The sequence below is a fragment of the Ralstonia soli genome, from assembly GCF_023955655.1.
In the GTDB taxonomy this organism is placed as follows: domain Bacteria; phylum Pseudomonadota; class Gammaproteobacteria; order Burkholderiales; family Burkholderiaceae; genus Ralstonia; species Ralstonia soli.
This window is the reverse complement of sequence record NZ_JAMXHT010000011.1, coordinates 16,209-38,321: the sequence shown is the minus strand read 5'-3', so window position 1 is coordinate 38,321 and position 22,113 is coordinate 16,209. Positions and strand designations below refer to the sequence as shown.

At 64.7% G+C, this 22,113-nt stretch carries 20 protein-coding genes; 5 read left to right on the top strand and 15 right to left on the bottom strand.

Annotation, left to right across the window (positions count from 1 at the left end; all coding sequences use genetic code 11):
- Positions 1-40: 40 nt before the first annotated feature.
- Genes NG900_RS24655 through pilM form a run of 5 tightly spaced genes read right to left on the bottom strand, consistent with a single transcriptional unit; the run spans position 41 to position 5,182 of the window.
- The gene (locus NG900_RS24655; protein ID WP_289813974.1) at positions 41-2,239 is read right to left on the bottom strand and encodes a type IV pilus secretin PilQ; all 2,199 of its coding nucleotides are present in this window, start codon (positions 2,237-2,239) and stop codon (positions 41-43) included.
- Positions 2,240-2,241: 2 nt separating this feature from the next.
- On the bottom strand, positions 2,242-2,796 hold the full coding sequence (locus NG900_RS24650; RefSeq protein ID WP_252684695.1) for a pilus assembly protein PilP: 555 nt from the start codon (positions 2,794-2,796) through the stop codon (positions 2,242-2,244).
- Positions 2,793-3,452 carry a type IV pilus inner membrane component PilO gene (locus NG900_RS24645; RefSeq protein WP_252684693.1) on the bottom strand — a complete coding sequence of 220 codons (660 nt, stop codon included), beginning with the start codon at positions 3,450-3,452 and terminating at the stop codon, positions 2,793-2,795. Before NG900_RS24645 ends, NG900_RS24650 begins: the two co-directional genes overlap by 4 nt.
- Positions 3,453-3,454: 2 nt before the next feature.
- Entirely contained in the window at positions 3,455-4,102 is a 648-nt protein-coding gene (locus NG900_RS24640; protein WP_252684691.1) for a PilN domain-containing protein, read from the bottom strand.
- 9 nt (positions 4,103-4,111) lie between these two features.
- Positions 4,112-5,182 (bottom strand): type IV pilus biogenesis protein PilM, encoded by a 1,071-nt coding sequence (gene pilM, locus NG900_RS24635; protein WP_252684878.1) that lies wholly within the window; start codon positions 5,180-5,182, stop codon positions 4,112-4,114.
- 450 nt (positions 5,183-5,632) lie between these two features.
- On the opposite strand from pilM, the gene NG900_RS24630 reads away from it, so the two are divergent.
- Complete coding sequence (locus NG900_RS24630) at positions 5,633-8,047, top strand: penicillin-binding protein 1A (RefSeq protein ID WP_252684689.1); 2,415 nt, start codon at positions 5,633-5,635, stop codon at positions 8,045-8,047.
- 84 nt (positions 8,048-8,131) lie between these two features.
- Here NG900_RS24630 and cyaY read toward each other — a convergent pair whose 3' ends face one another.
- Positions 8,132-8,476 carry an iron donor protein CyaY gene (gene cyaY / locus NG900_RS24625; RefSeq protein ID WP_252684687.1) on the bottom strand — a complete coding sequence of 115 codons (345 nt, stop codon included), beginning with the start codon at positions 8,474-8,476 and terminating at the stop codon, positions 8,132-8,134.
- A 136-nt stretch (positions 8,477-8,612) separates the two neighbouring features.
- On the opposite strand from cyaY, the gene lptM reads away from it, so the two are divergent.
- Both lptM and lysA read left to right on the top strand, forming a co-directional pair.
- Positions 8,613-8,843, top strand: coding sequence for an LPS translocon maturation chaperone LptM (lptM, locus tag NG900_RS24620; RefSeq protein ID WP_252684685.1), 231 nt, complete (start codon positions 8,613-8,615; stop codon positions 8,841-8,843).
- Positions 8,844-8,915: 72 nt separating this feature from the next.
- Positions 8,916-10,175 carry a diaminopimelate decarboxylase gene (gene lysA, locus NG900_RS24615; RefSeq protein ID WP_252684683.1) on the top strand — a complete coding sequence of 420 codons (1,260 nt, stop codon included), beginning with the start codon at positions 8,916-8,918 and terminating at the stop codon, positions 10,173-10,175.
- 66 nt (positions 10,176-10,241) lie between these two features.
- Here lysA and msrQ read toward each other — a convergent pair whose 3' ends face one another.
- The 8 genes from msrQ to NG900_RS24575 all read right to left on the bottom strand — a co-directional run bounded on the left by msrQ (position 10,242) and on the right by NG900_RS24575 (position 18,152).
- On the bottom strand, positions 10,242-10,901 hold the full coding sequence (gene msrQ, locus NG900_RS24610) for a protein-methionine-sulfoxide reductase heme-binding subunit MsrQ (protein WP_252684682.1): 660 nt from the start codon (positions 10,899-10,901) through the stop codon (positions 10,242-10,244).
- A 10-nt stretch (positions 10,902-10,911) separates the two neighbouring features.
- Positions 10,912-11,907 carry a protein-methionine-sulfoxide reductase catalytic subunit MsrP gene (gene msrP / locus NG900_RS24605; protein ID WP_252684680.1) on the bottom strand — a complete coding sequence of 332 codons (996 nt, stop codon included), beginning with the start codon at positions 11,905-11,907 and terminating at the stop codon, positions 10,912-10,914.
- A 97-nt stretch (positions 11,908-12,004) separates the two neighbouring features.
- On the bottom strand, positions 12,005-12,862 hold the full coding sequence (locus NG900_RS24600) for an anti-sigma factor family protein (protein ID WP_252684678.1): 858 nt from the start codon (positions 12,860-12,862) through the stop codon (positions 12,005-12,007).
- Between the two features lie 8 nt (positions 12,863-12,870).
- Complete coding sequence (locus NG900_RS24595; RefSeq protein WP_252684676.1) at positions 12,871-13,410, bottom strand: RNA polymerase sigma factor; 540 nt, start codon at positions 13,408-13,410, stop codon at positions 12,871-12,873.
- Positions 13,411-13,435: 25 nt separating this feature from the next.
- Positions 13,436-13,864 carry a COG4315 family predicted lipoprotein gene (locus tag NG900_RS24590; protein WP_252684674.1) on the bottom strand — a complete coding sequence of 143 codons (429 nt, stop codon included), beginning with the start codon at positions 13,862-13,864 and terminating at the stop codon, positions 13,436-13,438.
- Between the two features lie 113 nt (positions 13,865-13,977).
- Positions 13,978-15,168, bottom strand: coding sequence for a c-type cytochrome biogenesis protein CcsB (ccsB, locus tag NG900_RS24585; RefSeq protein ID WP_252684672.1), 1,191 nt, complete (start codon positions 15,166-15,168; stop codon positions 13,978-13,980).
- A 7-nt stretch (positions 15,169-15,175) separates the two neighbouring features.
- Positions 15,176-17,380, bottom strand: coding sequence for a cytochrome c biogenesis protein ResB (locus NG900_RS24580; protein WP_252684670.1), 2,205 nt, complete (start codon positions 17,378-17,380; stop codon positions 15,176-15,178).
- 112 nt (positions 17,381-17,492) lie between these two features.
- Complete coding sequence (locus tag NG900_RS24575) at positions 17,493-18,152, bottom strand: c-type cytochrome (protein WP_252684668.1); 660 nt, start codon at positions 18,150-18,152, stop codon at positions 17,493-17,495.
- Positions 18,153-18,395: 243 nt separating this feature from the next.
- On the opposite strand from NG900_RS24575, the gene yihA reads away from it, so the two are divergent.
- Entirely contained in the window at positions 18,396-19,109 is a 714-nt protein-coding gene (gene yihA / locus NG900_RS24570; protein ID WP_252684666.1) for a ribosome biogenesis GTP-binding protein YihA/YsxC, read from the top strand.
- A gap of 150 nt (positions 19,110-19,259) precedes the next feature.
- Positions 19,260-20,255, top strand: a complete 996-nt coding sequence (gene hemB, locus NG900_RS24565) for a porphobilinogen synthase (RefSeq protein ID WP_252684663.1) — start codon at positions 19,260-19,262, stop codon at positions 20,253-20,255.
- Here the strand turns inward: hemB and dsbD are convergent, their stop codons facing one another.
- Complete coding sequence (gene dsbD, locus NG900_RS24560; protein WP_252684661.1) at positions 20,256-22,097, bottom strand: protein-disulfide reductase DsbD; 1,842 nt, start codon at positions 22,095-22,097, stop codon at positions 20,256-20,258.
- Positions 22,098-22,113 lie beyond the last annotated feature (16 nt).

Sequence of the window (22,113 nt, the reverse complement as noted above, 5' to 3'; positions counted from 1 at the left end):
AAGGAGCGCCGGGCTTTCGGATCGAGACTCCCGCTGCGAGTTACTTCAGCGACAGTTGATCGGACAGCACACGTGGAGTCAGGAAAATCAGCAACTCCGTGCGATTGTTGCTCTTCGACGTGGATTTGAACAAGTTGCCTACTACCGGGATATCGCCCAGCAGGGGCACCTTGCTCACGCTGGTGGACTCGTCTTGCGTATAGATACCGCCGATCACCACTGTACCGCCGTTATCAATCAGCACCTGTGTCTGCACGTGTTTGGTGTCGATGGGAATGCCGCCCGGTGTCTGTTGGCTGTAGTTCGGGCTGTCCTTGGTGACATCCACATCCATAAAGATGTTGCCGTCCGGCGTGATCTTGGGCGTGACCTCCAACTTCAGGTTGGCCTTCTTGAAGGTCACCGACGTTGCCCCCGATGAGGTCGCGGCCTGGTAGGGGATTTCCGTGCCTTGCTCGATGAGGGCCTTGATGTTGTCGGCCGTCACCACGCGAGGGCTGGAGATGATCTTGCCGAGCCCGTCCGCCTCTAGCGCCGACAGCTCCAGCGCAAGAAAGCGGCCAGCCGTCGCATTGAACAAACTCACGGCGACGCTGCCTGGGTTGATGCTATTGATGGGGTTCGCCGGGAAGCTGATGGCCGGGCTGTTGTCCCATTGGCCATTCTGTGTGATCGGCTGTACCACGTTGGTGTAGGTATTGCCATAGCCGGCGCCGTTGGTCTTCGCGGCAAATCCGAGCTTGGCGCCCAAATTGCGGCTGAACGTGTCCTTGGCCTCGACGATACGCGCCTCGATCATCACCTGCCGGACCGGAATGTCGATCTTCTGAAGGAACGCTTGCACCTCCTCCAGCTTGCCCGGGATATCCGACACAAAGAGCTGGTTGGTACGCACATCCGCCGTAAGCGAACCGCGCTTGGACAAAATGCGCGAGGGGGTTGCGGCCCCGGCCGCAGCACCACCCGCGGCAGCTCCTGCCGCGCCCCCTGCGGCCACTGGGGCGATACCCAGCAGCATATTGCGCACATCGTTCGCGTTCTGGTAATTCAGGCGAAACACCTGGCTACGCAACGGCTCCAGCTCCGTCACCTGCTGCTGGGACTCAAGCTCAGCCTTTTCCTTCGTGGCCAGCTCGCCGCGCGGCGCGACCCAGAGCACGTTGCCGTTGCGGCGCGAAGCCAAGCCCTTCGAGTCCAGCACGATCTGTAGCGCCTGATCCCAGGGCACGTCCTTCAGACGCAGCGACAGGGTGCCCGTCACACTGTCGCTCGTGACGATGTTCAGGTTGGTGAAGTCGGCAAAGACCTGCAGGAGCGAACGCACATCGATGTTCTGGAAGTTCAACGACAGGCGCTCACCGCGGTAGCCCGGCCCGGAAATCAGCTTGTTCGGGTCGTCCTTGGTCGGGCGCACCTCCACCACGAACTGCGTGTCGGTCTGATACGAGCTGTACTGCCAGTTGCCGCGCGGCTCGATGATCAGGCGGGCACCGCTACCGTTGTCGGTGGCGCGCATGGCTTGTACGGGCGTGCCGAAATCGCTCACGTCATAACGGCGGCGCAGCGACTGCGGCAATGTGGCGCCAACAAAATCGACCACCAGATTCTGCCCCTGCTGGGCAATGTTGATCGCCGAGTTGGCCGTCGATAGATCGACCACCACGCGACCGGCCTGGTCCTCGCCACGGCGGAAATCGACGTTACGCACAGCCGGACGCTCCGCGCCGGGCACGGGCGTCGGTGCGGAGAACGTCGGCGCAGGCGTGGCGGCTGCAACGGGCGCCGCTTCCAGCGTCAGCACGTACTGGTTGCCGCGCACCTCCGACTTGTATTGCGTCTGGCGCGTCAGATCGAGCACCAGGCGGGTGCGGTCACCGATCTGCACGACATTGGCCGAACGCAGCAACTTGCCACCGTATTGGTAGTTGGCACGACCTTGCGCAAAGCCCGCGCCGAAGAAGTCGATGGCAATCCGCGCGGGCTGCTGCGTACTGAACTCCACGGGCTTCTGTGCCGGCGCGCTCTTGAGCGTGACCGTCACCACGGTGGATTCGCCGGCCGTCGCCTGCTCCACCTTCTCGATCGTATTGCCGGAGACAGCCGCCGCAGGCACCGCCTGTTGGGCTGCGGCCTGACCGGCCACCAGAACCAGGCACAACGAAAGCCATGCCACCACGCCCCCCCGGGCGATTCGGACCAAGCGGTCTGCCTGCGACAGGCTGCCCTTCACAAGACGCATCGTCATTGCGCGCTCTCCTGAACTTTCAGGGTCGTCATTTTTTCTTTCCATTCGGTCGTGCCTTCGCGCACCAGCTCACGCAGGGTGAGTTCCTGGTCTCCGATGCGGACGATGCGACCATAGTTTTGTCCGATGTACTGCCCCACATGCACGTGCTGCGTCTTGCCCCCGACAGACAAGACGGCTTCCGTCTCGCCGTTGCGCTTCATCGTCCCGAGCAGCGAGAAATTCTCCAGTGGATAGTCTTCCAGCGGCTCGCGGCGGCGATTCGGTTCCGGCGATTCGTTCTGCGCGCGCGACAATTCGGCCACTTTCTGCACACTGAACGGGTCAATCTGCTTGGTGGTCGTGTATTCGCGCGGCGCGTAAGGCTTGGGCTCGGGCAGCGGCGGAACGGTCGTGCTGACATGCTGGCGCGTTTGCTGCATCCATTGCTGCAGCTCGTCATCTTCGCTGGCACCGCAGGCGGTCAGGACAAGCGCCAGACACAGCGGCGACAGGCGTACGAGACGCGGCATGCTGCGCCTGCCACGGCGGCTCACGGTACGGCCCCTCATTTGGCGCCTCCCTTGCTGGCTGCCGCAGCCTTGCGCTGTGCCGCCTGCTCATCCGCATCGAGCGCGCGGTAGGCTTCGGCGCGAGCTTCCATCACCATGCCGCCGTCCTTGGTGCCCGTCAGCGAAATGTTCTGCAGCGTGACGATCCGCGACAGCGCCGCCACGTCAGCGGCAAACAGCGCCATGTCGTGATAGCGGCCGTTGACCTTCACGGCGACGGGGATCTCGGCGTAATACGGCTTGAGCACGGCAGCGGCCGGCCGGAACAGATCGAACGTCAGGCCGCGCGCGATGCCGGCGTGGTTGACGTCGGCCAGCAGCGCATCCATCTCAGTCTTGTTGGGCAGTTGCAGTTCAAGCTTGGCGACGCGCTGCTCCACCTCGGCCTTCTGCTTGCGCAGCGCTTCCAGGTTCACCACCTGCGCAAGCTTGCTCTGATAGGCAGTCTTCAGGCTTTCCTGCTCGGCCCGCTTGGCATCGCGCTCGTCAAACTTGCCGCCCCAATACAGTTGCCACCCCAGCCCGATCACGAGCACGGCCGCGAGAATCATGAAGAGGATGCGCGGCGCGGCCGGCCACGTTTCCGGCTCGTTCAGGTTCAGGCCACGGAACTGGCCGACCAGGTCTTCCAGCGAAATATCGGTCGTAAGCGCCATGGTTATTTCCCCGCCCCCGGAGCGGTCCGCGCGGCAGCACCCGGCTTGGCCGGTGTTGCCGGCTCGGCCTTCCACTGGAAGCGGATCGTGAAGTTGAACAGGCGGCGCTGTTCCTTCAGGTTGTTCGTCATGGTGGTGGCCACCGACTCGCCAAGCTCGGCGTGGTCAAGCCACGGCACCGCGCCCAGGTTGCGCAGCAGATCAGACACGCGCTCGTTGGATTGCGCGATGCCCGACACCGTGTAGCGCTCGCCCTCCTGCTTGAGCGAGGTCAGGTAGATGCCGTCCGGCACCTGGCGCACCAACTCCTCCAGCAGCTGCACCGGCCGATTGCGCTCGTTCTGCAGGCTTTCCACAGCCTGCTGGCGTTGCAGCAGATCGTCGATGTCCTTCTTGAGCGAGTTGACCTCGGCGATCTGCCGGTCCATCTCTGCGTTCTTCTGCTTGAGGACGTCGTTGATACGCTGCGCCTCTTCGGTCTGGTGATCGATCACCATGCCGCCCAGGAACACCACCATCGCGCCCGCGGCAGCCGCAGCGCCCAGGCTCATGAAGACTTGCTTGCGCTTACCCGCACGCCGTTCTGCGTGATACGGCAGCAGGTTGACGCTCGGGAGCGCGTTCACGGCGCTCGCGCTTTCGTTGGCCATCGCCCCTCCTTATTGCAGCCCGCGCAGGGCCAGGCCCGCGCTGACGATATAGGCCGGCAGATCGCGCTGCAGGTAGCGCGCATTAACGTTCTTGGCCGCGCCCATGTTGGCGAACGGATTGGCCAGCGTCGTATTGATCTGCGTCTGCTGCTGGATGGCAGTCTGCACCCCGAGCAACGATGCGTGGCCGCCCGAGAGCACGATCTCGTCAACGCGGCCGACGCTCGAGGTCGACAGGAAATTCTGGATCGCCTGACCGACTTCCATTGCCAGCGTCTCGAGCGAGGGCTTGAGCAATTGGCCGCGATATTCGTCGGGCAGCGTGTTCTTGCGCTTCTTCACCTCGGCCTTGAGCAGGTCGAGCGAGAACAGCCGGGAGATGCTTTGCGTGAGCTGGTCGCCCGAGCCGGACATCGGCTGCTCGTACAGCTCCTTCCACCCCTGATAGAACAGGGCATGCGAGCGCGCGCCGCCGAGGTGGAACATCGCCACCACGGGCATGTCGCGCATCTCGGTTTCGGTCGCATCCGACCTGACGGCCAGCATGTGTGTCATGGCGCGCTGGATGGCGTTCTCTTCCACGTCCATGACGACGGCTTTGAGGCCAGCCATCTCGGCGGCGGTCACGCGCTCGGTCACGCGCTCGGAGACGGTGGCGGTCACGCGCACGCCGATCCCGCCTTCGGTTTCGGACGGGCCGATCACGACATAGTCAAAATTGACGTTCTGCGAGGGCGGAAACAGCCGATTGGCTTCGCTCTCGACCTGCACGAAGAGCTCGTCTTCGGTCAGGTTGTCGGGCAGGCTGACGGTTTGCGATTCCGTCAGGCTGGCAGGAATGGCGAGCACGGCTTCCTTACCGCGGATGCCGGCCTTGGCGATGGCGCGCTTGAGCGCGTTGCCCACCGCATCGATATTGACCAGGTTGCCGTCTGCGACGGCACTGCGCTCAATGAGCTCGCTGGCACATTTCTCGAGACGGAAATCTCCCTGTTTGCCATTGGCGGACAACTCCACCACCTTGACGCTGGAAGACCCGATATCGATCCCGACGATATTGCGGCGCAGCAGGCCGGACAACAAACCCCGTCGCACAGAGACACCCCACCGTTTATAGTTTTTTGAACCCTGGCGCGCGCCGCAAATCCAACGTGCGCCATAGCCTGCTTAGATTTGCTGCTGGATTCTCACAAAATCCTTTAGAACAGGCAAACGCTCCGGCAGACCGCGATGCATTTCACTGACGCCGATTCGTAAAGCGTTGTCAAAACCCCACGGTAGGGGGATACCCCTTTCGCCCGACTTGATTTCCGCTCCGTCTACTTCTAACGGCGGATTCCTTGCGGCCTTGAATTGCGGGGCGGCGGACGCACAATTCGCGCGCGCAAAGTGCATGGTGCGGCGCACAAGTGCGGCCCAGGGCGCTGGCGTGACAGCGGTTACGAGCTGTTACGTGCGGTGCAGCCGGACCCTGGAAGCCTCGACGATATAATCGCCGCCACGCTGACTGACACCCCCGGTGCCCCTGTAATGGCTACTGCCCAAACCTCCCCAGCTTCGCCCAAGCCGCCCAAAGCCCGCCGCCCGTTGTGGACGCGACTGCTTCTCTGGATGCTCGGCCTGTTCGTTGCCATGGGGGTCGTCGGGGCGCTGCTGCTGGGCTATGCCCTGCTGGTGGCCGCGCCCAACCTGCCGTCACTTGACGTCATTACCGATTACCGGCCGAAGATTCCGCTGCGCGTGTACACCGCCGACAACGTCCTGATCGGCGAATTCGGCGAAGAACGCCGCAGCTTCGTGCCGATCACGCAGATGCCCGACGTGATGAAACGCGCGGTGCTTGCCATCGAGGACGATCGCTTCTACGAGCACGGCGGCGTGGACTTCGTGGGCGTGCTGCGCGCAGGGCTGGCGAACCTGCACGGCGGCCTGTCGCAGGGCGCGTCGACCATCACCATGCAGGTGGCGCGCAACTTCTTCCTCTCGAGCGAGAAGACGTTCACGCGCAAGATCTATGAAATGCTGCTCGCGTACAAGATCGAGGCCAGCCTCACGAAGGACCAGATCCTCGAGTTGTACATGAACCAGATCTACCTGGGCCAGCGCGCGTACGGCTTTGCCAGCGCCGAGCAGATCTACTTCGGCAAGAACATCAAGGACATCACCCTGGCCGAGGCCGCCATGCTGGCCGGGCTGCCCAAGGCACCGTCGGCGTACAACCCGGTGGTGAACCCGAAGCGCGCCAAGATCCGCCAGGAGTACATCCTGCAACGCATGCGCGACCTGCACTACATCACGCCGGAGCAGTACACCCAGGCCATCAACGAACAACTCCCGGTGCGCGGCGAGGGCCATGAGTTCGACGTGCACGCCGAGTACGTGGCGGAAATGGTGCGCCAGCTCATGTACGCGCAGTACCGCGAAGAAACCTACACGCGCGGCCTGAACGTCTACACGACACTGCGCAAGGCCGACCAGGATGTCGCCTACCAATCTGTGCGCCACGGCATCCTCGACTACGAACGCCGTCACGGTTATCGCGGCCCCGAGGCGTTCATCGATCTGCCGTCCGATGCCGACGAACGCGAACAGGCCATCGACGACGCCCTGCTCGAACACCCAAACAGCGACGATCTGCAATCCGCCGTGGTGGTGAGCGTGGCACCCAAGCTGGTGCGCGCAACCATGCTGACCGGCGAGACGATCGACCTGGCCGGCGACGGCCTGCGGTTTGCCCAGGCGGCGCTGTCGAACAATGCGCAGCCGAAGATCAAGCTGCGCCCGGGCGCGGTGATCCGCGTGATCCAGGACACCAAGACCCAGAAGTGGTCGATCACGCAACTGCCGGAAGTGACCTCGGGTTTTGTCTCGCTGGACCCGCAGACGGGCGCGATCTACTCGATGGTCGGCGGTTTCGATTTCAACCGCAGCAAGTTCAACCACGTCACCCAGGCGTGGCGCCAGCCGGGGTCGAGCTTCAAGCCGTTCATCTACTCGGCGGCGGTGGACAAGGGCTTCTCGCCGTCCACGGTGATCAACGATGCGCCGCTCTCCATCCCGACCGGCGACACCGGCGGCCAGGTGTGGGAGCCCAAGAACTACGGCGGCGGTTACGACGGCCCGATGACGATGCGCCGCGCGCTGCAGAAGTCGAAGAACCTCGTGTCGGTGCGCATCCTGCGCGCGATCGGCACGCAGTACGCGCAGCAATACATCACCCGCTTCGGCTTTGACGCCGATCGGCACCCGGCCTATCTGCCGATGGCGCTGGGCGCGGGGTCGGTGACGATGCTGCAGATGGCCACCGGCTATTCGGTGTTCGCCAACGGCGGCTACCGCGTGAACCCGTACATCATCGATCGCGTGGTCGATGCGCGCGGCACGGTGGTCCAGCAAACGCACCCGATGACCGCCGGCCAGGACGCCGTGCGCGTGATCGACCCGCGCAACGACTTCATCATGGATTCGCTGCTGCGTAGCGTGGTCTCAGGCGGCACCGGCTACCTCGCCAAGCAGAAGCTGGGCCGCAACGACATGGCCGGCAAGACGGGCACCACCAACGATTCGTTCGATGCCTGGTTCTGCGGCTACACGCCCAAGGTGGTCGGCGTGGCCTGGATGGGCTACGACAACCCGCGCAGCCTGGGCGACCGCGAAACCGGTGGCGGCCTGGCCCTGCCGATCTGGATCAACTACATGAGCTACGCGCTCAAGGGCCAGCCCGAGATGGACCGCCAGCCGCCAGAAGGCGTCGTGCAGATGGCCGGCGACTGGGCCTACGAGGAATACGCCAACGGCCAGGGCGTCGCGTCGGTGGGCCTGGGCGATGCCATGCCGGGCGCATCGGCACCGGGCGGCGATCAGCCGCAACAGCCGGGCTTCAACCTGGCGCCGAGCCCGGAACAGGAGAAGCAGCGGATTCTCGACATGTTCCGCGGCAACTGAGCGCCCAGACCGGGTTGCACAGCCGACGAAAAAGCCGCCCTTCGGGCGGCTTTTTCATTGGGCGCGCAGAACGAAACGCTGCGCTCAGTTGGCGGCCAGCGTCACATCCACGTCGCATTGCTGGCTGACATAGCGTGAGAGCGCGACGTACAGCTCTTCCTTGCTACGGGTATCGACCCAGCGGCCGTCCTCACCGCGCCGGAAGTGGAAACCGCCGGCGCGTGCGGCCACCCACAGTTCCTGCATCGGCGCCTGGCTGTTGATGATGATCTTGGAGCCGTCGTCGAATTCGAGCGTCAGCACGTTGCCGGTGCGATTGACCTCGATGTCGGCGTCGGCCTCGTCGGCCGCGATTTCGACAATGCTTTCGATGCGGGTGAGTTCGGCTTCGGCCAGGGCCAGGAACTCCGATTCGCTCAGGGGGGGCATGCTACACTCCAAAATCTTGCGCGGACGTTGCGTGGCGGCCATTTCCGGCCTTTCCTGACCAGCAGGCGCCTCGTCCCATATGACTCCGATCGCCGCAAGGGACACGCCCTTGAGGCTCTTTCTGCACCATCATCCGATGATACGAACCGCCGCCATTGTAGCCACTGTCGGCCTGACCCTGACGGCCGCAGGCCTATCCGGCTGTGGGATTCGCGGGCCGCTGTACATGCCCAAGGTGCCGCCGGCGCCAACCGCGCCGCAAACCACGGACCCCGGCATCGCAGGCCCGAACGCCGTGCCGCAGCCGCCGGTGCCGGGCGCCAAACCCGCCGCGGATGCCGCCAGCGCAGTGCCCGCCAACCGCTGATCCGCCCTCTTTTTCGTTGCTCAACCGGCGCTGCACGCCCAGCCTGATGCGGCGCCCAGAATGTTCCCACTCATGTCTGAGTCCCTGATCCGCCAGGAAGGCGCGCTGATGATCGAAGGCGTCGCGCTCGACGCGATTGCCACGCAGTTCGGCACGCCCACCTATGTGTACTCGCGCGCCGCGCTCACCGCCAACTATCGCGCCTACGCCGCCGCGTGCGAGGGCCGCAACGCGCATGTGCAGTACGCCATGAAGGCCAACTCGAACCTGGCCGTGCTGCAGGTGTTTGCGCAGTTGGGCGCCGGCTTCGACATCGTCTCCGCCGGCGAGCTCAAGCGCGTGCTGGCTGCCGGCGCGCCGGCCTCGAAGGTCGTGTTCTCGGGCGTGGGCAAGAGCGCCGACGAGATGCGCTTCGCACTGGAAGTCGGCGTGGCGTGCTTCAACGTCGAGTCGATTCCCGAGCTGCATCGCCTGAACGACGTGGCCGCATCGATGGGCAAGACCGCGCCGGTATCGCTGCGCATCAACCCCGACGTGGACGCCAAGACGCACCCGTATATCTCGACGGGCCTGAAGGGCAACAAGTTCGGCGTCGCCTTCGACGAAGTGCTGCCGACCTACCGTGCCGCCGCCGCGATGCCCAACCTGCGCGTGGTCGGCATCGACTGCCATATCGGCTCGCAGATCACCGAGGTGTCGCCGTATCTTGATGCGCTGGACAAGGTGCTCGACGTGGTGACCCAGCTCGACGCCGAAGGCATCCACCTGTCGCACATCGACGTGGGTGGCGGCCTGGGCATCACCTACACCGACGAAACGCCGCCGGACATCACGGCCTTCGCACGCACGCTGCTGGACCGCGTCGAGCAACGCGGCTTTGGCGATCGCACCGTGCTGTTCGAGCCGGGCCGCTCGCTGGTCGGCAACGCCGGCCTGCTGCTCACGCGCGTCGAATACCTCAAGCCGGGCGCCAGCAAGAACTTCTGCATCGTCGATGCGGCCATGAACGACCTGGCCCGCCCGGCAATGTACGAGGCGTACCACCACATCGTGCCGGTGCGCGAGGGTCAAAGCGCACCGGTCGTCTATGACGTGGTCGGCCCGGTGTGCGAATCGGGCGACTGGCTTGGCCGCGACCGTTCGCTGGCCGTGCAGCCGGGCGACGTGCTGGCGATCCTGTCGGCCGGTGCGTACGGCTTCACGATGAGCTCGAACTACAACACGCGTAACCGTGCCGCTGAAGTCATCGTCGATGGCGACAAGATCCATCTGGCACGCCAGCGCGAGTGCTTTGAAGACTTGATCTGCGGCGAGCACCTGTTCCCCGCGTAATCCCGCGTCCGTGCAAAGAAAAAGCCGACGTTTGTACGTCGGCTTTTTTCATGGGCCCGATGCCCGTCAATCGCGTGCCGGCATGGCACCGCGGGCCATCGTGCCCTGTCGCGCGCCACGCCACACCCACCACACGCGCAGCCCCAGCAGCACCGCCATCACCGCCGCGTAAATCGACACCTCGGCAAAGTCGTTTTTGCCGGCCTTGTGCCACCAGTAGTGCAGGATGCCGAGCACGCCCGTCACATAGACAAGCCGGTGCAGCCACTGCCAGCGCTTGCCGCCCAGCCTGCGCACCATCGCGTTGGTGGACGTGGCGGCCAGCGGGATCATCAGCACGAACGCGGTAAAGCCCACAGTGATGAACGGTCGCTTGCCGATGTCTTTGAGCATCGATGCCGGATCGAGCCCACGGTCGACCACCAACCAGATCAGGAAGTGCAGCGTGCCATAGAAGAACGTGTATAGCCCCAGCATGCGGCGCAGGCGAATGAGCCAGTTCATGCCCGTAAGCCGGCGCAGCGGCGTGATGGCCAGCGTGCAGCACAACAGCACCAGCGTCCATGTGCCGGTCGAGCGCGTGACGAACTCCAGCGGATTGGGTCCGAACTGGTCGGTCGCGCCCAGAAAGACGATGCGCAGAAATGGCACGAGCGCCACAAGCCACACCGCAATCTTCATCACGCGCAGCTGTTTGGGCGACAGCATGGGCTGCAGCACTTTCATGTTGTCGCCCTCAGAAGTTCTTGCGCAGGTCCATGCCCGCATACAACGGAGCGACCTGATCGTAGCCGTTGAACATCAGCGTCTTGCGCTTGGGCGCGAACAGGCCGCCAAAGCCGCCCTTGTCTTCGCCGATGCGGCGCTCGGTGGCCTGGCTCCAGCGCGGGTGGTCAACGGTCGGGTTCACGTTCGAGTAGAAACCGTATTCGTTGGCCGCGGCGATGTTCCAGCTGGTGGGCGGCTGCTTGTCGACAAAGCGGATCTTGACGATCGACTTGGCGCTCTTGAAACCGTACTTCCACGGCACCACCACGCGCACCGGCGCCCCGTTCTGGTTCGGCAGCACCTGGCCATAGAGGCCGAACGTGAGCAGCGCCAGCGGGTGCATCGCCTCGTCCAGGCGCAGGCCTTCGCTGTACGGCCACTCCAGCACCGGGCTGCTGATGCCGGGCATCTGGCGCTTGTCGGCCAGCGAAATGAACTGGATGTACTTGGCGCTGCCCTGGGGCTCCACCCGCTTGATCAGCTCGGCCAGCGGAAAGCCGACCCACGGAATCACCATCGACCAGCCCTCGACGCAGCGCAGGCGGTAGACGCGCTCTTCCATCGGCGCGAGCTTCATCAGGTCGTCCAGATCGTAGGTCTTGGGCGTCTTCACCAGACCTTCCACGCTGACCTGCCAGGGGTGCGGGCGCAGCGTGCCGGCGTAGCGCGCCGGGTCGGACTTGTCGGTGCCGAATTCGTAGAAATTGTTGTACGTCGTGACCTGGTCGTAGGGTGTGGCCTTCTCGACGGTCGTATAGGCCGGATTGGACTTGCCGGGCAACTTGGCGAGCGGTGCGTTGGCCGCGAAGGCCTCGCGCGATGCCCACGGTGTGAGTGCCGCGCCGGCTGCACCCATGGCGGCGGCCGCCAGGAAACGGCGGCGCTGCTCGAAGATGTGCTGCGGTGTGATCTCGCTGGCTGGGATGTCGTCGCCACGCAGCCAGCGGTCGGTCTTGATCAACATGATTCGTGGTCCTCGTTGTGCGGGAACGCTGTCCCATGTGAGTTGGTCGTGCCGACGCTGCCAACCTGACAGCGCGCGGCAAAAAAAATGTGCGGCGTTATTCCTGCCTGGACGCCGGTCCCGTGAATTCGCTGTACTGCCGGTAGACCGCCTGCGCCACTTCCAGCAACTGCGTGCGCGCAAGCGGTCCGGCCACCGCAAACCCCAGGCCGTGATCTGCCCAGTAGAACGCCATCGGCGGCGGATGACCGACCGCCGGATGGATCGCCTGCAGCACGCGGTTCTCAGGTGCTAGCGTCTCCAGCCGGAAGCCGGTGTCGCGGTTGTTCGGCATGCGCCGCAACTGCACCGAGATCCGCACACCGCCCGGCCCTTCGTACATCAGCATGGCCGTGGGCGCATCGGCCACCACGGTCTGGCGCCCGCCGATGAGCCGGTACCCGAGCGGCGTCAGGTCAGGAATGTGCAACTGCGCATCCAGCCGCCGCGACAGCCATGTGACGAGATGCGCCTCCTCGTCGGCGGGCACCTCCACCACGTGTTTCGACTCGGGGGAGAACACAACGTGCGACACGAGCGCGTCATTGGCAAAACGTTGCATTGGCAACGTGCGCTCCACGGCACTCCGGCCGAACCAGCCGGCGCCCGTGCCGATGGCTAGGCAAGCCACACCCAGCGCCAAGACGCCCCAGCCGCGCATCGCACCAAACCCCGCTGGTGCGGGGCGCTGCGCGGCCGCGAGGATGGCCGCCGGAATGCGGCGCCGCGGCACCGGCTCATTGAGCAGCGGGTCCAGCGCGCGATGCAACTGCGCATCCGCTTCGCGCCAGGCGGCCACCTCGGCCGCAGCACCGGGATGCGCGGCAAGGTACGCCTCCACGGCCGCCCGGCGCGCTGCAGGCAGGCGGCCGTCGGCGTAGGCGTGGAGTTCGTCGATGTGGATCTCGGCAGACATGGTCGGCCTCACTTCACGCGGTGTAGCGTGGTGTTGCTGTCCCCAGAACGGGGTGCCGCGGGCTCGCCGTCGAGTGCCGCGCGCATCCGCTCGCGGGCCCGTGACAGGCGCGACATCACGGTGCCGACGGGTACGCCCAGTACCTCGGCGGCGTCCTTGTAGGCGAACTGCTCCAGGCCCACGAGCAACAGCGCGGCGCGCTGATCCTCCGGCAACGCGGCCAGCGCGCGCAGCAGATCGCGGCGCAGCCCCGGGTCATCGTTGACGGGGATGTCGGGCGGCGATTCGGTCAGGTCAATCCGATCGGGCCGCCGCAGGGCATTCAGGTGCAGGCGGTGCATGATGGTCAGCAGCCACGCGAACAGGCCGTCGCCCTCGCCCGCCGCGCCCAATCTGGGACGCAACTGGAAGCGCCAGCGGTAACGCCAGGCACGTTCCAGCGTGTCCTGGACGAGATCATCGGCACGGCTGGCGTCATGCACCAGGCCACGCGCGTGCCGGCGCAAGCGTGGCGTGAGCGCAATCAGCCGGCTGGCCAGATCCGACATGCGGGCGCGAGCGAGGATGGCGCGCTTACGGTTTGGCGACGTGCCAAACGTTCATGAAGCCATCGCCGGTCTGGTCGCCGGGCATCTTGTCCTTGGTCCAGAGATAGAGCGGCTTGCCGTGGTAGGCCCACTGCTTCTTGCCGTCCTCGCGAGTGATGATGGTGTAGTCGCCGGAGGGCTTGTCGGCGTCGTTGGCGGCCAGCGGCGGCCAGTTGTCGGCGCATTTGCCGTTACAGGCGCTCTTGCCGGCCATGGCATCACGATCGAAGGTGTAGAGCGTCATGCCGTGCTCGTCGGTGAGCGTGCCGTTGCTCACCTTGACGGCCGTCGGCGTGGACGAACCTCCCATGCCCATGCTGCTGCAGCCGGCCAGGCCAAACGCGGCCAGCATCACCGCGCCAGCGATGGCCATGCGCGGATTGAACGACACAGAGGAAGCTGCGGACTGGCTCATCTTGTTCTCCTTGGATGGAGGGACGCGGGAAGGGGAAAAACTGAGGCGCCCTCACAGAGCAGTAAACACGCTAGGCGCGTCTTTATTCCAGTCCGCCGATGAATTTGTGTGACTTACAGCTCGCCGTAGCTGTGCAAGCCTGAGAGGAACATGTTCACCCCCAGGAAGGCGAAGGTCGTGACCAGCAGGCCGATCAGCGCCCACCAGGCCGCCATGCGCCCACGCAGCCCCTTCATCAGGCGCATGTGCAGCCACGCGGCGTAATTCAGCCAGACGATCAGCGCCCAGGTTTCCTTCGGGTCCCAGCTCCAGTAGCCGCCCCAGGCGTCCGCCGCCCACAGCGCGCCCAGGATCGTGGCGATGGTGAAGAACGCAAAGCCGACGGTAATGGCCTTGTACATCACGTCGTCGAGCACCTCGAGCGAGGGAAGGCGGTCGACCAGGATGCCGTGCTCCTTGAGCAGATAGGCTGCGCCCACCATGGCCGACAGAGCAAACGTGCCGTAGCCGATGAAGTTGGCAGGCACGTGGATCTTCATCCACCAGCTCTGCAGCGCCGGCACCAGCGGCTGAATCTCCTGCGCGCCGCGCGACACCGTGTACCACAGCAGAAAGCCCACCGCCGCCGATACCACCAGCATCACGAACGGACCCAGCGCGCGCGTCTTGTAGCGCTGCTCGTAGTACAGATAAAACAGCGAGGTGATCAGCGTGAAGAGGATGAACACCTCATACAGGTTCGAGATAGGGATATGGCCGATGTCCGCTCCGACCAAGTACGACTCGTACCAGCGCACTAGCATGCCGGTCAGGCCCAGCACCACGGCCGCCCAGCACAGCTTGCTGCCGATCGAGCCGCCCGCCTCCCAGCGCAACGCGAGGCCCACCCAGAAGAACAGCGTGGAGAGGAAGATCAGCGCGCTCATCCACAGGATGGCCGACTGGCTGGCGAGGAAGTATTTGAGGAAGAAGGCGTGCTCGGCACGGGCCAGGTCCGGACCATTGGCACCGGCATACTGCGAGATGCCGAGCAGCGACAGCACCGCAATGCCGATCATCAGCGTGCGCACCGGCTTCCACGTCCAGCCCAGCCATGCGAAGGCAGGGACAGCCGCAGCGAGGATGCCGCGCTCGTAGCCGTCCATGTAGGCCCCGTATCGCGAGAACGCATAGCCGGCGCCGGCCGCCAGCATCGCGGCAAACAGCCAGTCGAACCAGCCCAGGCGCCTGAAATACGACGGCCGCTGCAGCGCACCCAGATCAGCGCTCGCCACGGAGGTTTGGGGAGGATTGGTCGCTTCCATCACCTGCTCACTTCGTTGGTTTGGGGTCGGTGCTCGCTGCACTGGCGGCGCCGCTTGGGTCGGCCATCCCGGTGATGGCGCGGACATCGTGCTTGAGGCGCTCGAACTCGCGGTCGAAGTCGAGCGTGCGGCGCGTGGTCGACATGGCGGTCAGCACATGTGCGCCTGAGGTGCTTTCGTCGGCCCGCCCGGATTGCGGTCGGATCCACAGCCACCAGCGGCGCTCTCGCACGTAGAACATCGAGAATACGCCCAGCACCAGCAGCAACGACCCAAGATACACGATGTTTTTGCCGGGCGCACGCGTGAGCTGGAACACGCTGGCCTGCACCTGCCGGAAGTCGGTCAACTGCAGATAGACGGGTGCGCCGTAGAAGACGTTGTCCGACAGCGCATTGATGGCGTTCTGCAGCCACTGGCTGCTGGCGGCGTCGACCGTAGGTGCGGGCAGACCGTCCTGCGCCCGGGCCAATTGCCACAGCTCCCACATCGAGCTGTTGATGATCTTCATCAGCACATCGGCGGCCTTCTCGCGTTCGCCTTCGGGTACCGACTTCTGCAGGAACGTGGCAACCGCGGCAAAGCCGCCTTGCGCATCGGGGGCCCCATCTTTCATGTCGGCGGCGCCGGCAAAGAGATCCAGCGCGCGGCGGGCGCTTTCCGTCAACTGCTTGCGCAGCTCGGCACGGTGCTCGCCGGGCATCGAGATCAGCGCAAAGCGGCGCGCCGCCTCGCCACGCATGGCCGGGTTCTGCAGCGCGGCGCGCAGGCGCATCCAGTCGTTCACGGTGCCCTGGGCGTCGGCGGGAATGCGCAGATAGCGGAAAGGCTCATCCGGCTGCGAGCGCATGCCGGCGAGAAACACCGATTGCCCATCCAGCGTGACGGGCAGCATGTAGTTGCTGAACTCGTGCGCCTGGCCATTGGCGTCGCGCAGCTTGTACTGCACCGACGGGCCGACGTTGCGCAGGTCGCGGTCGCGCGTCATCTTGGTGACGTTGCCCAGCTCCGAGCGCAGGCCGCCGTCCGCCCCGCCCTTCTTGCCGACGCCACGCGCGTCCTGCTTGCCCGACGCGTCCGTGATGGTCTCGACGTTCATCAGGCGGAAGTCGGAGAACTCCACCGTGTAATCGCCACCGCTGCCGGAGAGCTTCGAGCTTTCGCCCACGGTGCCCGACATGGCAAATGTCCTGGCGTTGTCGCCGTGCATCGGAAAGCCGGTCAGCTTGAGCTTGGAGCCCCCGTCTTCAAAGCTCGACTGGTAGATCGCCACGCCGTCATACACGAACGGCTTGTTCACCTCGACGCGCGCATCGGTCTGCTTGCCGGTGCGGCGGTCAGTTACGACGATGTCGCTGGCGAACAGCTTGGGCATGCCGGTCGAATAATGCTCGACCGTGAACTTCTTGAGCGTGATGTTGAAGGGCAAGTCCTGGATGATCGCCCCGTCCGCAATGTTCAGGATCGCCGTGCCAACAGTTGCGCCTTCCGGCACGAAGGCATTGCCCCGAAAGCCTGGGTTGGCGGTGGACAGCCGATGCTCCGGCCCGATCTCGCTGATGACCGCATTGCCCTTGATGGGCGACTTGCCGCCGAACCACATCTGCAGGCGGATCATCATGTCGCCATCGAGCAGCCCGCCAATGCAGATCACGACGATGGCCGTGTGCGCCAGGATGTAGCCGATCTTGTTGCCGGCCCCCGCCTTGGCCGTGATGAGCGTGGCCCCACCGTCGCGCTGGAATGTCTTGATGCGGAAGCCGCGGTTCTGCGCGAGCGCGGCCAGGCGCGCGGTGACGGTCGCAGCATCGGCCGGCGCGTCGAATTCGTCCTTGTGATGGAACGCGCGCAGGCTGCCTTCGCGCACGTTCTCGCGCCAGGCGCGCATGTCGGCCAGCATCTTCGGCGCATTGCGCACGATGCACAGCGAGGTCGACACCACGAGGAACGCCAGGATCAGCAGGAACCACCACGCGCTGTAGACCGTCGGCAGCGTCAGCGAGCGGAACACATCCGCCCAGAACGGCCCGAACTGGTTGACGTAGTTCGGGTACGGCTCGTTCTGCTTGAGCACCGTGCCGATCACGCTGGCAATGGCGATCACCGTCAACAGGCTGATCGCAAAGCGCATCGACGACAGCAGCTCGACCGTTTCGCGCAGCGCGCGGCGTCGGGAGCGAATCTGGACGCCGGAAGTGGAGACCGAAGACATGCTGGGAAAAAGCCTATTCAGAAACGAAAACAGGGCGGCGATGCCAGGCGCATTGCCACCCTGTTCTTCTTGTTGATTGTGCGACCGTCACATGACGGCCGGGTGCGGCAGATTAGCGCAGACCGGCGACGTAGTCGGCCACTGCCTTGATCTGCTGGGCCGTCATGCGACCGGCCAGGTCATGCATTTGTACGCTGTTCTTGCGGGTGCCATTCTGGAAGGCGACCAGTTGGGCCTCGGTGTACTCGGCAAACTGGCCGGCGATGCGCGGGTATTGCACCGGGATGCCGGCACCGCTCGGGCCGTGGCAGCCCGCACAGGCCGCGATACCGCGCTTGGCATCGCCGCCGCGATACAGCTTCTGGCCCAGTTCGATGGTGTCCTTGCTCTTGGCCGAGCCCGGCTTCCACGCGGCCTGCTTGCCCAGATAGGCACCGATGTCCTTCATGTCCTGGTCGGACAGCGCACTGGCGTAGAGCGACATCACGGGCTGGTTACGCTCGGTCTTGGCCTTGAAATCCTTGAGCTGTTTTTCGATGTATTCGGCGTGCTGGCCCGCGAGCTTCGGGTTGACGTTCATGGCGCTGTTACCGCCCGCGCCGTGGCAACTGGTACAAGCGGGCACGCCATTGGCGGGGACACCGGCGTTGAAGATGGTCTCGCCGCGTGCCGCATCGGCCTTGGCGACTTTTTGTTCTTCAGCATGGGCCACGGAGAAAGCCGAAGCCAGGGACAGCGCTGCGACAGCCAAAACGTTCGCGATGCGGTTCATTCGCACACCTTGTTAGATTGTTTTCGAATGCTGCGTGCGCCGCCGACTGCCGAAACTTGCGGCGCCGGGCATCCCCCTCTCCTTGTGCCAGCTCCGCGCATGAAAACGGACCGGCCCGGGCCTCGGGGCGGTCCTGCGACGGGTCTGTTGGGGACGTCCGTAAACCGGCGTATTGTACAATAAGCCTTCTGCAATGCGACCTCGCGGCGCAGCAATCCCCGCAGTCTACAAGCATCGCCGCGTATGTCCCTCCTTCATCAAGCCCGTTTCTTTACCACCGTCAATCATCTGCGTGATTTACCGGCGACCGCCGTGCCGGAAGTCGCGTTTGCCGGTCGATCCAACGCGGGCAAGTCCACCGCGATCAACATCCTGTGCAACCAGAAGCGATTGGCGTTCTCCAGCAAGACGCCCGGACGCACGCAGCACATCAACTATTTCTCGGTGATGCCGGCCAAGGCGGAAGACCCGCTCGGCTTCCTGGTCGACCTGCCCGGCTATGGCTATGCCGAAGCGCCGGGCGAGACCAAGTCGCACTGGGTCCACCTGCTGGGCGACTACGTGCAGGCGCGCCAGCAACTGGCTGGCCTGGTCATCATGATGGATGCCCGCCGCCCCTTCACCGACCTTGATTGCCAGATGGTCGAGTGGTTCCTGCCGACGGGCAAGCCGATCCATGTGCTGCTCACCAAGGCCGACAAGCTGACCAACAACGACGCGTCGCGCGCGCTGATGGCAGCACGCAAGGTGCTGAAGGACTACCAGGCGCAGATCGATGGCGACGTGTCGCTGACGGTGCAGCTGTTCTCGAGCCTGAAGCGTCGCGGTATCGAAGAGGCGCAGCGAATTGTCGCAGGCTGGCTGTGCTTGCCCGAAGCGCTGGAGCCGGCACCGCAGTCCGCACAATCCACCGAACAGGCAAAAAAAACCCCGTCGCCAAACGCGCAACGGGGATAACGACCCCATCGAGCCATCGATGGGAACCCGCGTCAGGGAGGAGCCGCGGGGGACGCTGCACCAGCGTTGCGGGCGCATCGTCCGTGCATAAGAGGGATAATCGCCAAGAAAGTTTTCAAAGTTCACAGTGTGTTCTTAGGGTCTGCTGACATGATTTCGAGCTTCCCCGACCATCGCCCGCGCCGCATGCGCCGCGATGATTTCTCCCGCCGCATGATGCGCGAATCGCGCCTCACTCCTGACGACCTGATCTACCCCGTTTTCATCCTCGAAGGCACCAACGTGCGCCAGGCCGTGCCGTCGATGCCCGGCGTCGAACGCGTGTCGGTCGATGTGCTGCTGGGTGTGGCCGAGCAGTGCGTGCAACTGGGCATTCCGGTGCTCGCGCTGTTCCCCGTCATTGAGCCGTCGCTCAAGACACCAGACGGCATTGAGGCCGCCAACCCCGATGGCCTGATCCCGCGTGCGGTGAAGGCACTCAAGGCGCGCTTCCCGGAACTGGGCATCCTGACCGACGTGGCGCTCGATCCGTACACGAGCCACGGCCAGGACGGCGTGCTGGATGACAACGGCTACGTGCTCAACGAGGAAACGGTCGAGATCCTGACGCAGCAGGCGTTGGTGCAGGCCACTGCTGGCGTCGACATCGTCGCGCCGTCGGACATGATGGACGGCCGCATCGGCGCGATCCGCCTGGCGCTGGAAAACGACGACCACATCTACACGCGCATCATGGCCTACGCGGCCAAGTACGCGTCGGCGTTCTACGGCCCGTTCCGCGATGCGGTGGGCTCGGCAGCCAATCTGGGCAAGGGCAACAAGATGACCTACCAGATGGACCCGGCCAACTCGGACGAGGCGCTGCGCGAAGTGGCGCTCGACATCGCCGAAGGTGCCGACATGGTGATGGTCAAGCCCGGCATGCCGTACCTCGACATCGTGCGCCGCGTGAAAGATGAGTTCCGCTTCCCGACCTACGTCTACCAGGTCAGTGGTGAATACGCGATGCTGAAGGCTGCCGCGCAGAACGGCTGGCTGGATCACGACAAGGTCGTGCTGGAATCGCTTCTGGCGTTCAAGCGCGCCGGCGCGAACGGCATCCTGACGTACTTCGCACTGGACGCCGCACGCCTGCTGCGCGGTTGATCAGGTGGAAGCCTTCGCCGGCTGAGCTGCGCCGCTTGCACCGAGCGCACGGCGCAGGCTGGCGAGGAAGGTGTCGGCGCGCTCGAAGCCGACCACGCGGGCCTGCACCTCGCGGCCCCGCGTATCAAAGAAGATCGTGCCGGGCGGGCCAAACAGGCCGAAGCGCTTGAGCAGCGCCTGGTCGTCCGCGTTGTTGGCCGTCACATCAGCCTGCAGCAGCACCACATCAGCAAGCGCCGCGCGCACGCGCGCATCCGTAAAAGTGAGGCGCTCCATTTCCTTGCAGCTCACGCACCAGTCGGCATAGAAATCGAGCATGACCGGACGCCCGGCCGCGCTGGCGCGACGCACTTCGGCGTCGAACTCAGCCTCGCTCTTCACGCGCTTGAACGTCACGCCGCGCGCTTCGGTCGGCGACATCGCGCCGGTCGATGCGCGTATCAGGCCACCCAATGGCTGCAGCGGATCCCGGCCGCCCGCTGCCACTCCAACCAACTGCGCAGCGCCAGCCAGCGCGAACACCACGCCGATCACCTTGCCCAGCCGCTGCAGGTTGCCCGCGCCATCCGGCAGCGAATCAAACGTCCGCAGAAACACGGCCGCGCCGATCAACAACGCGCCCCAAGCCACCATGACCGCCCATGCCGGCAGCACCGGCTGCACGATCCACAAGGCCACGGCCAGCAGAATGAAGCCAAACACCGCCTTGGTGACGCTCAGCCAATGGCCTGCACGCGGCAGCAGATTGCCCGCGCCAACGCCCACCAGCACCAGCGGCACGCCCATGCCGATCGACATGGCAAACAGCGCCATGCCGCCGATCGCGGCGTTGCCGGTCTGCGCGATATAGGCCAGCGCCCCCGCCAGCGCCGGCGTCACACACGGCGAGACGATCAACGCGGAGAGCGCCCCCATCACGGCCGCCCCAATGATCTGGCCGCTGCTCTGCTGGTTCGACACCTGGGTCAATCGGTGATGCCACGCCGCCGGCAACTGCAGCTCGTACAGCCCAAACATCGACAGCGACAGCACCACCATCAGCGCAGCAAAGGTGCCCAGCACCCAGGCGTTCTGCAGTGCCGCCTGCAGCCCTTGCCCCGCCAGCCCCGCCGCCACCCCCACGAACGTATAAACGATGGCCATGCCGAGCACATAGGCAATCGACACGAAGGCCGCGCGAGAGCGCGTCGCGTGCTCCCCGACCACGATGGCCGACAGGATCGGCAGCATCGGCAGCACGCACGGCGTAAAGGTCAGCAGCAGCCCGAGCCCGAAGAACAGCGCTGCGATCGCACCAAGGTTGCCGCTGCTGAGCGTGCTGGCGATGCGCCCAAGCGCGTCGCCCGAATTGGCCTCAGCACTGGCGGGCGCCGGCGAGCCAACCGATGCAGCCGCGGGCTCGACCTGGAAACGGCTCTTCATCGGCGGATAGCACAGCCCTTGGTCCGCGCACCCCTGCGACGTCACGATGAGCGTGAATGGCGCGGCGGCACTCTGTGCCTTCACGCGGAAAACAACTTCATGTCGATAGGTCTCGACGTCCTTGTTAAAGGTCTCGTCAAACTTGACCTTGCCCACCGGCATGTCGAGCGTCGTCAGCGTGACAGTTGCCGGATCCGCAGCCACAGCGAAGCGCTCTCGGTACATGTAGTAGCCGTCGGCGATGCCGAACTTGACCTCGACGGTCTGCCCATCGATCTGCTTGGCGGAGAAACGGAAAGCCTGCTCCGGCGGCAAAAAATCGTCAGCGGCATGTGCCGGCACACGCAACATCGCCACGGCAACAACCAACATCAGCAACTGCAGCACACGCCGCATGGACCAGAACGAGGGGACAGTCATATCAACGGAAATCGAG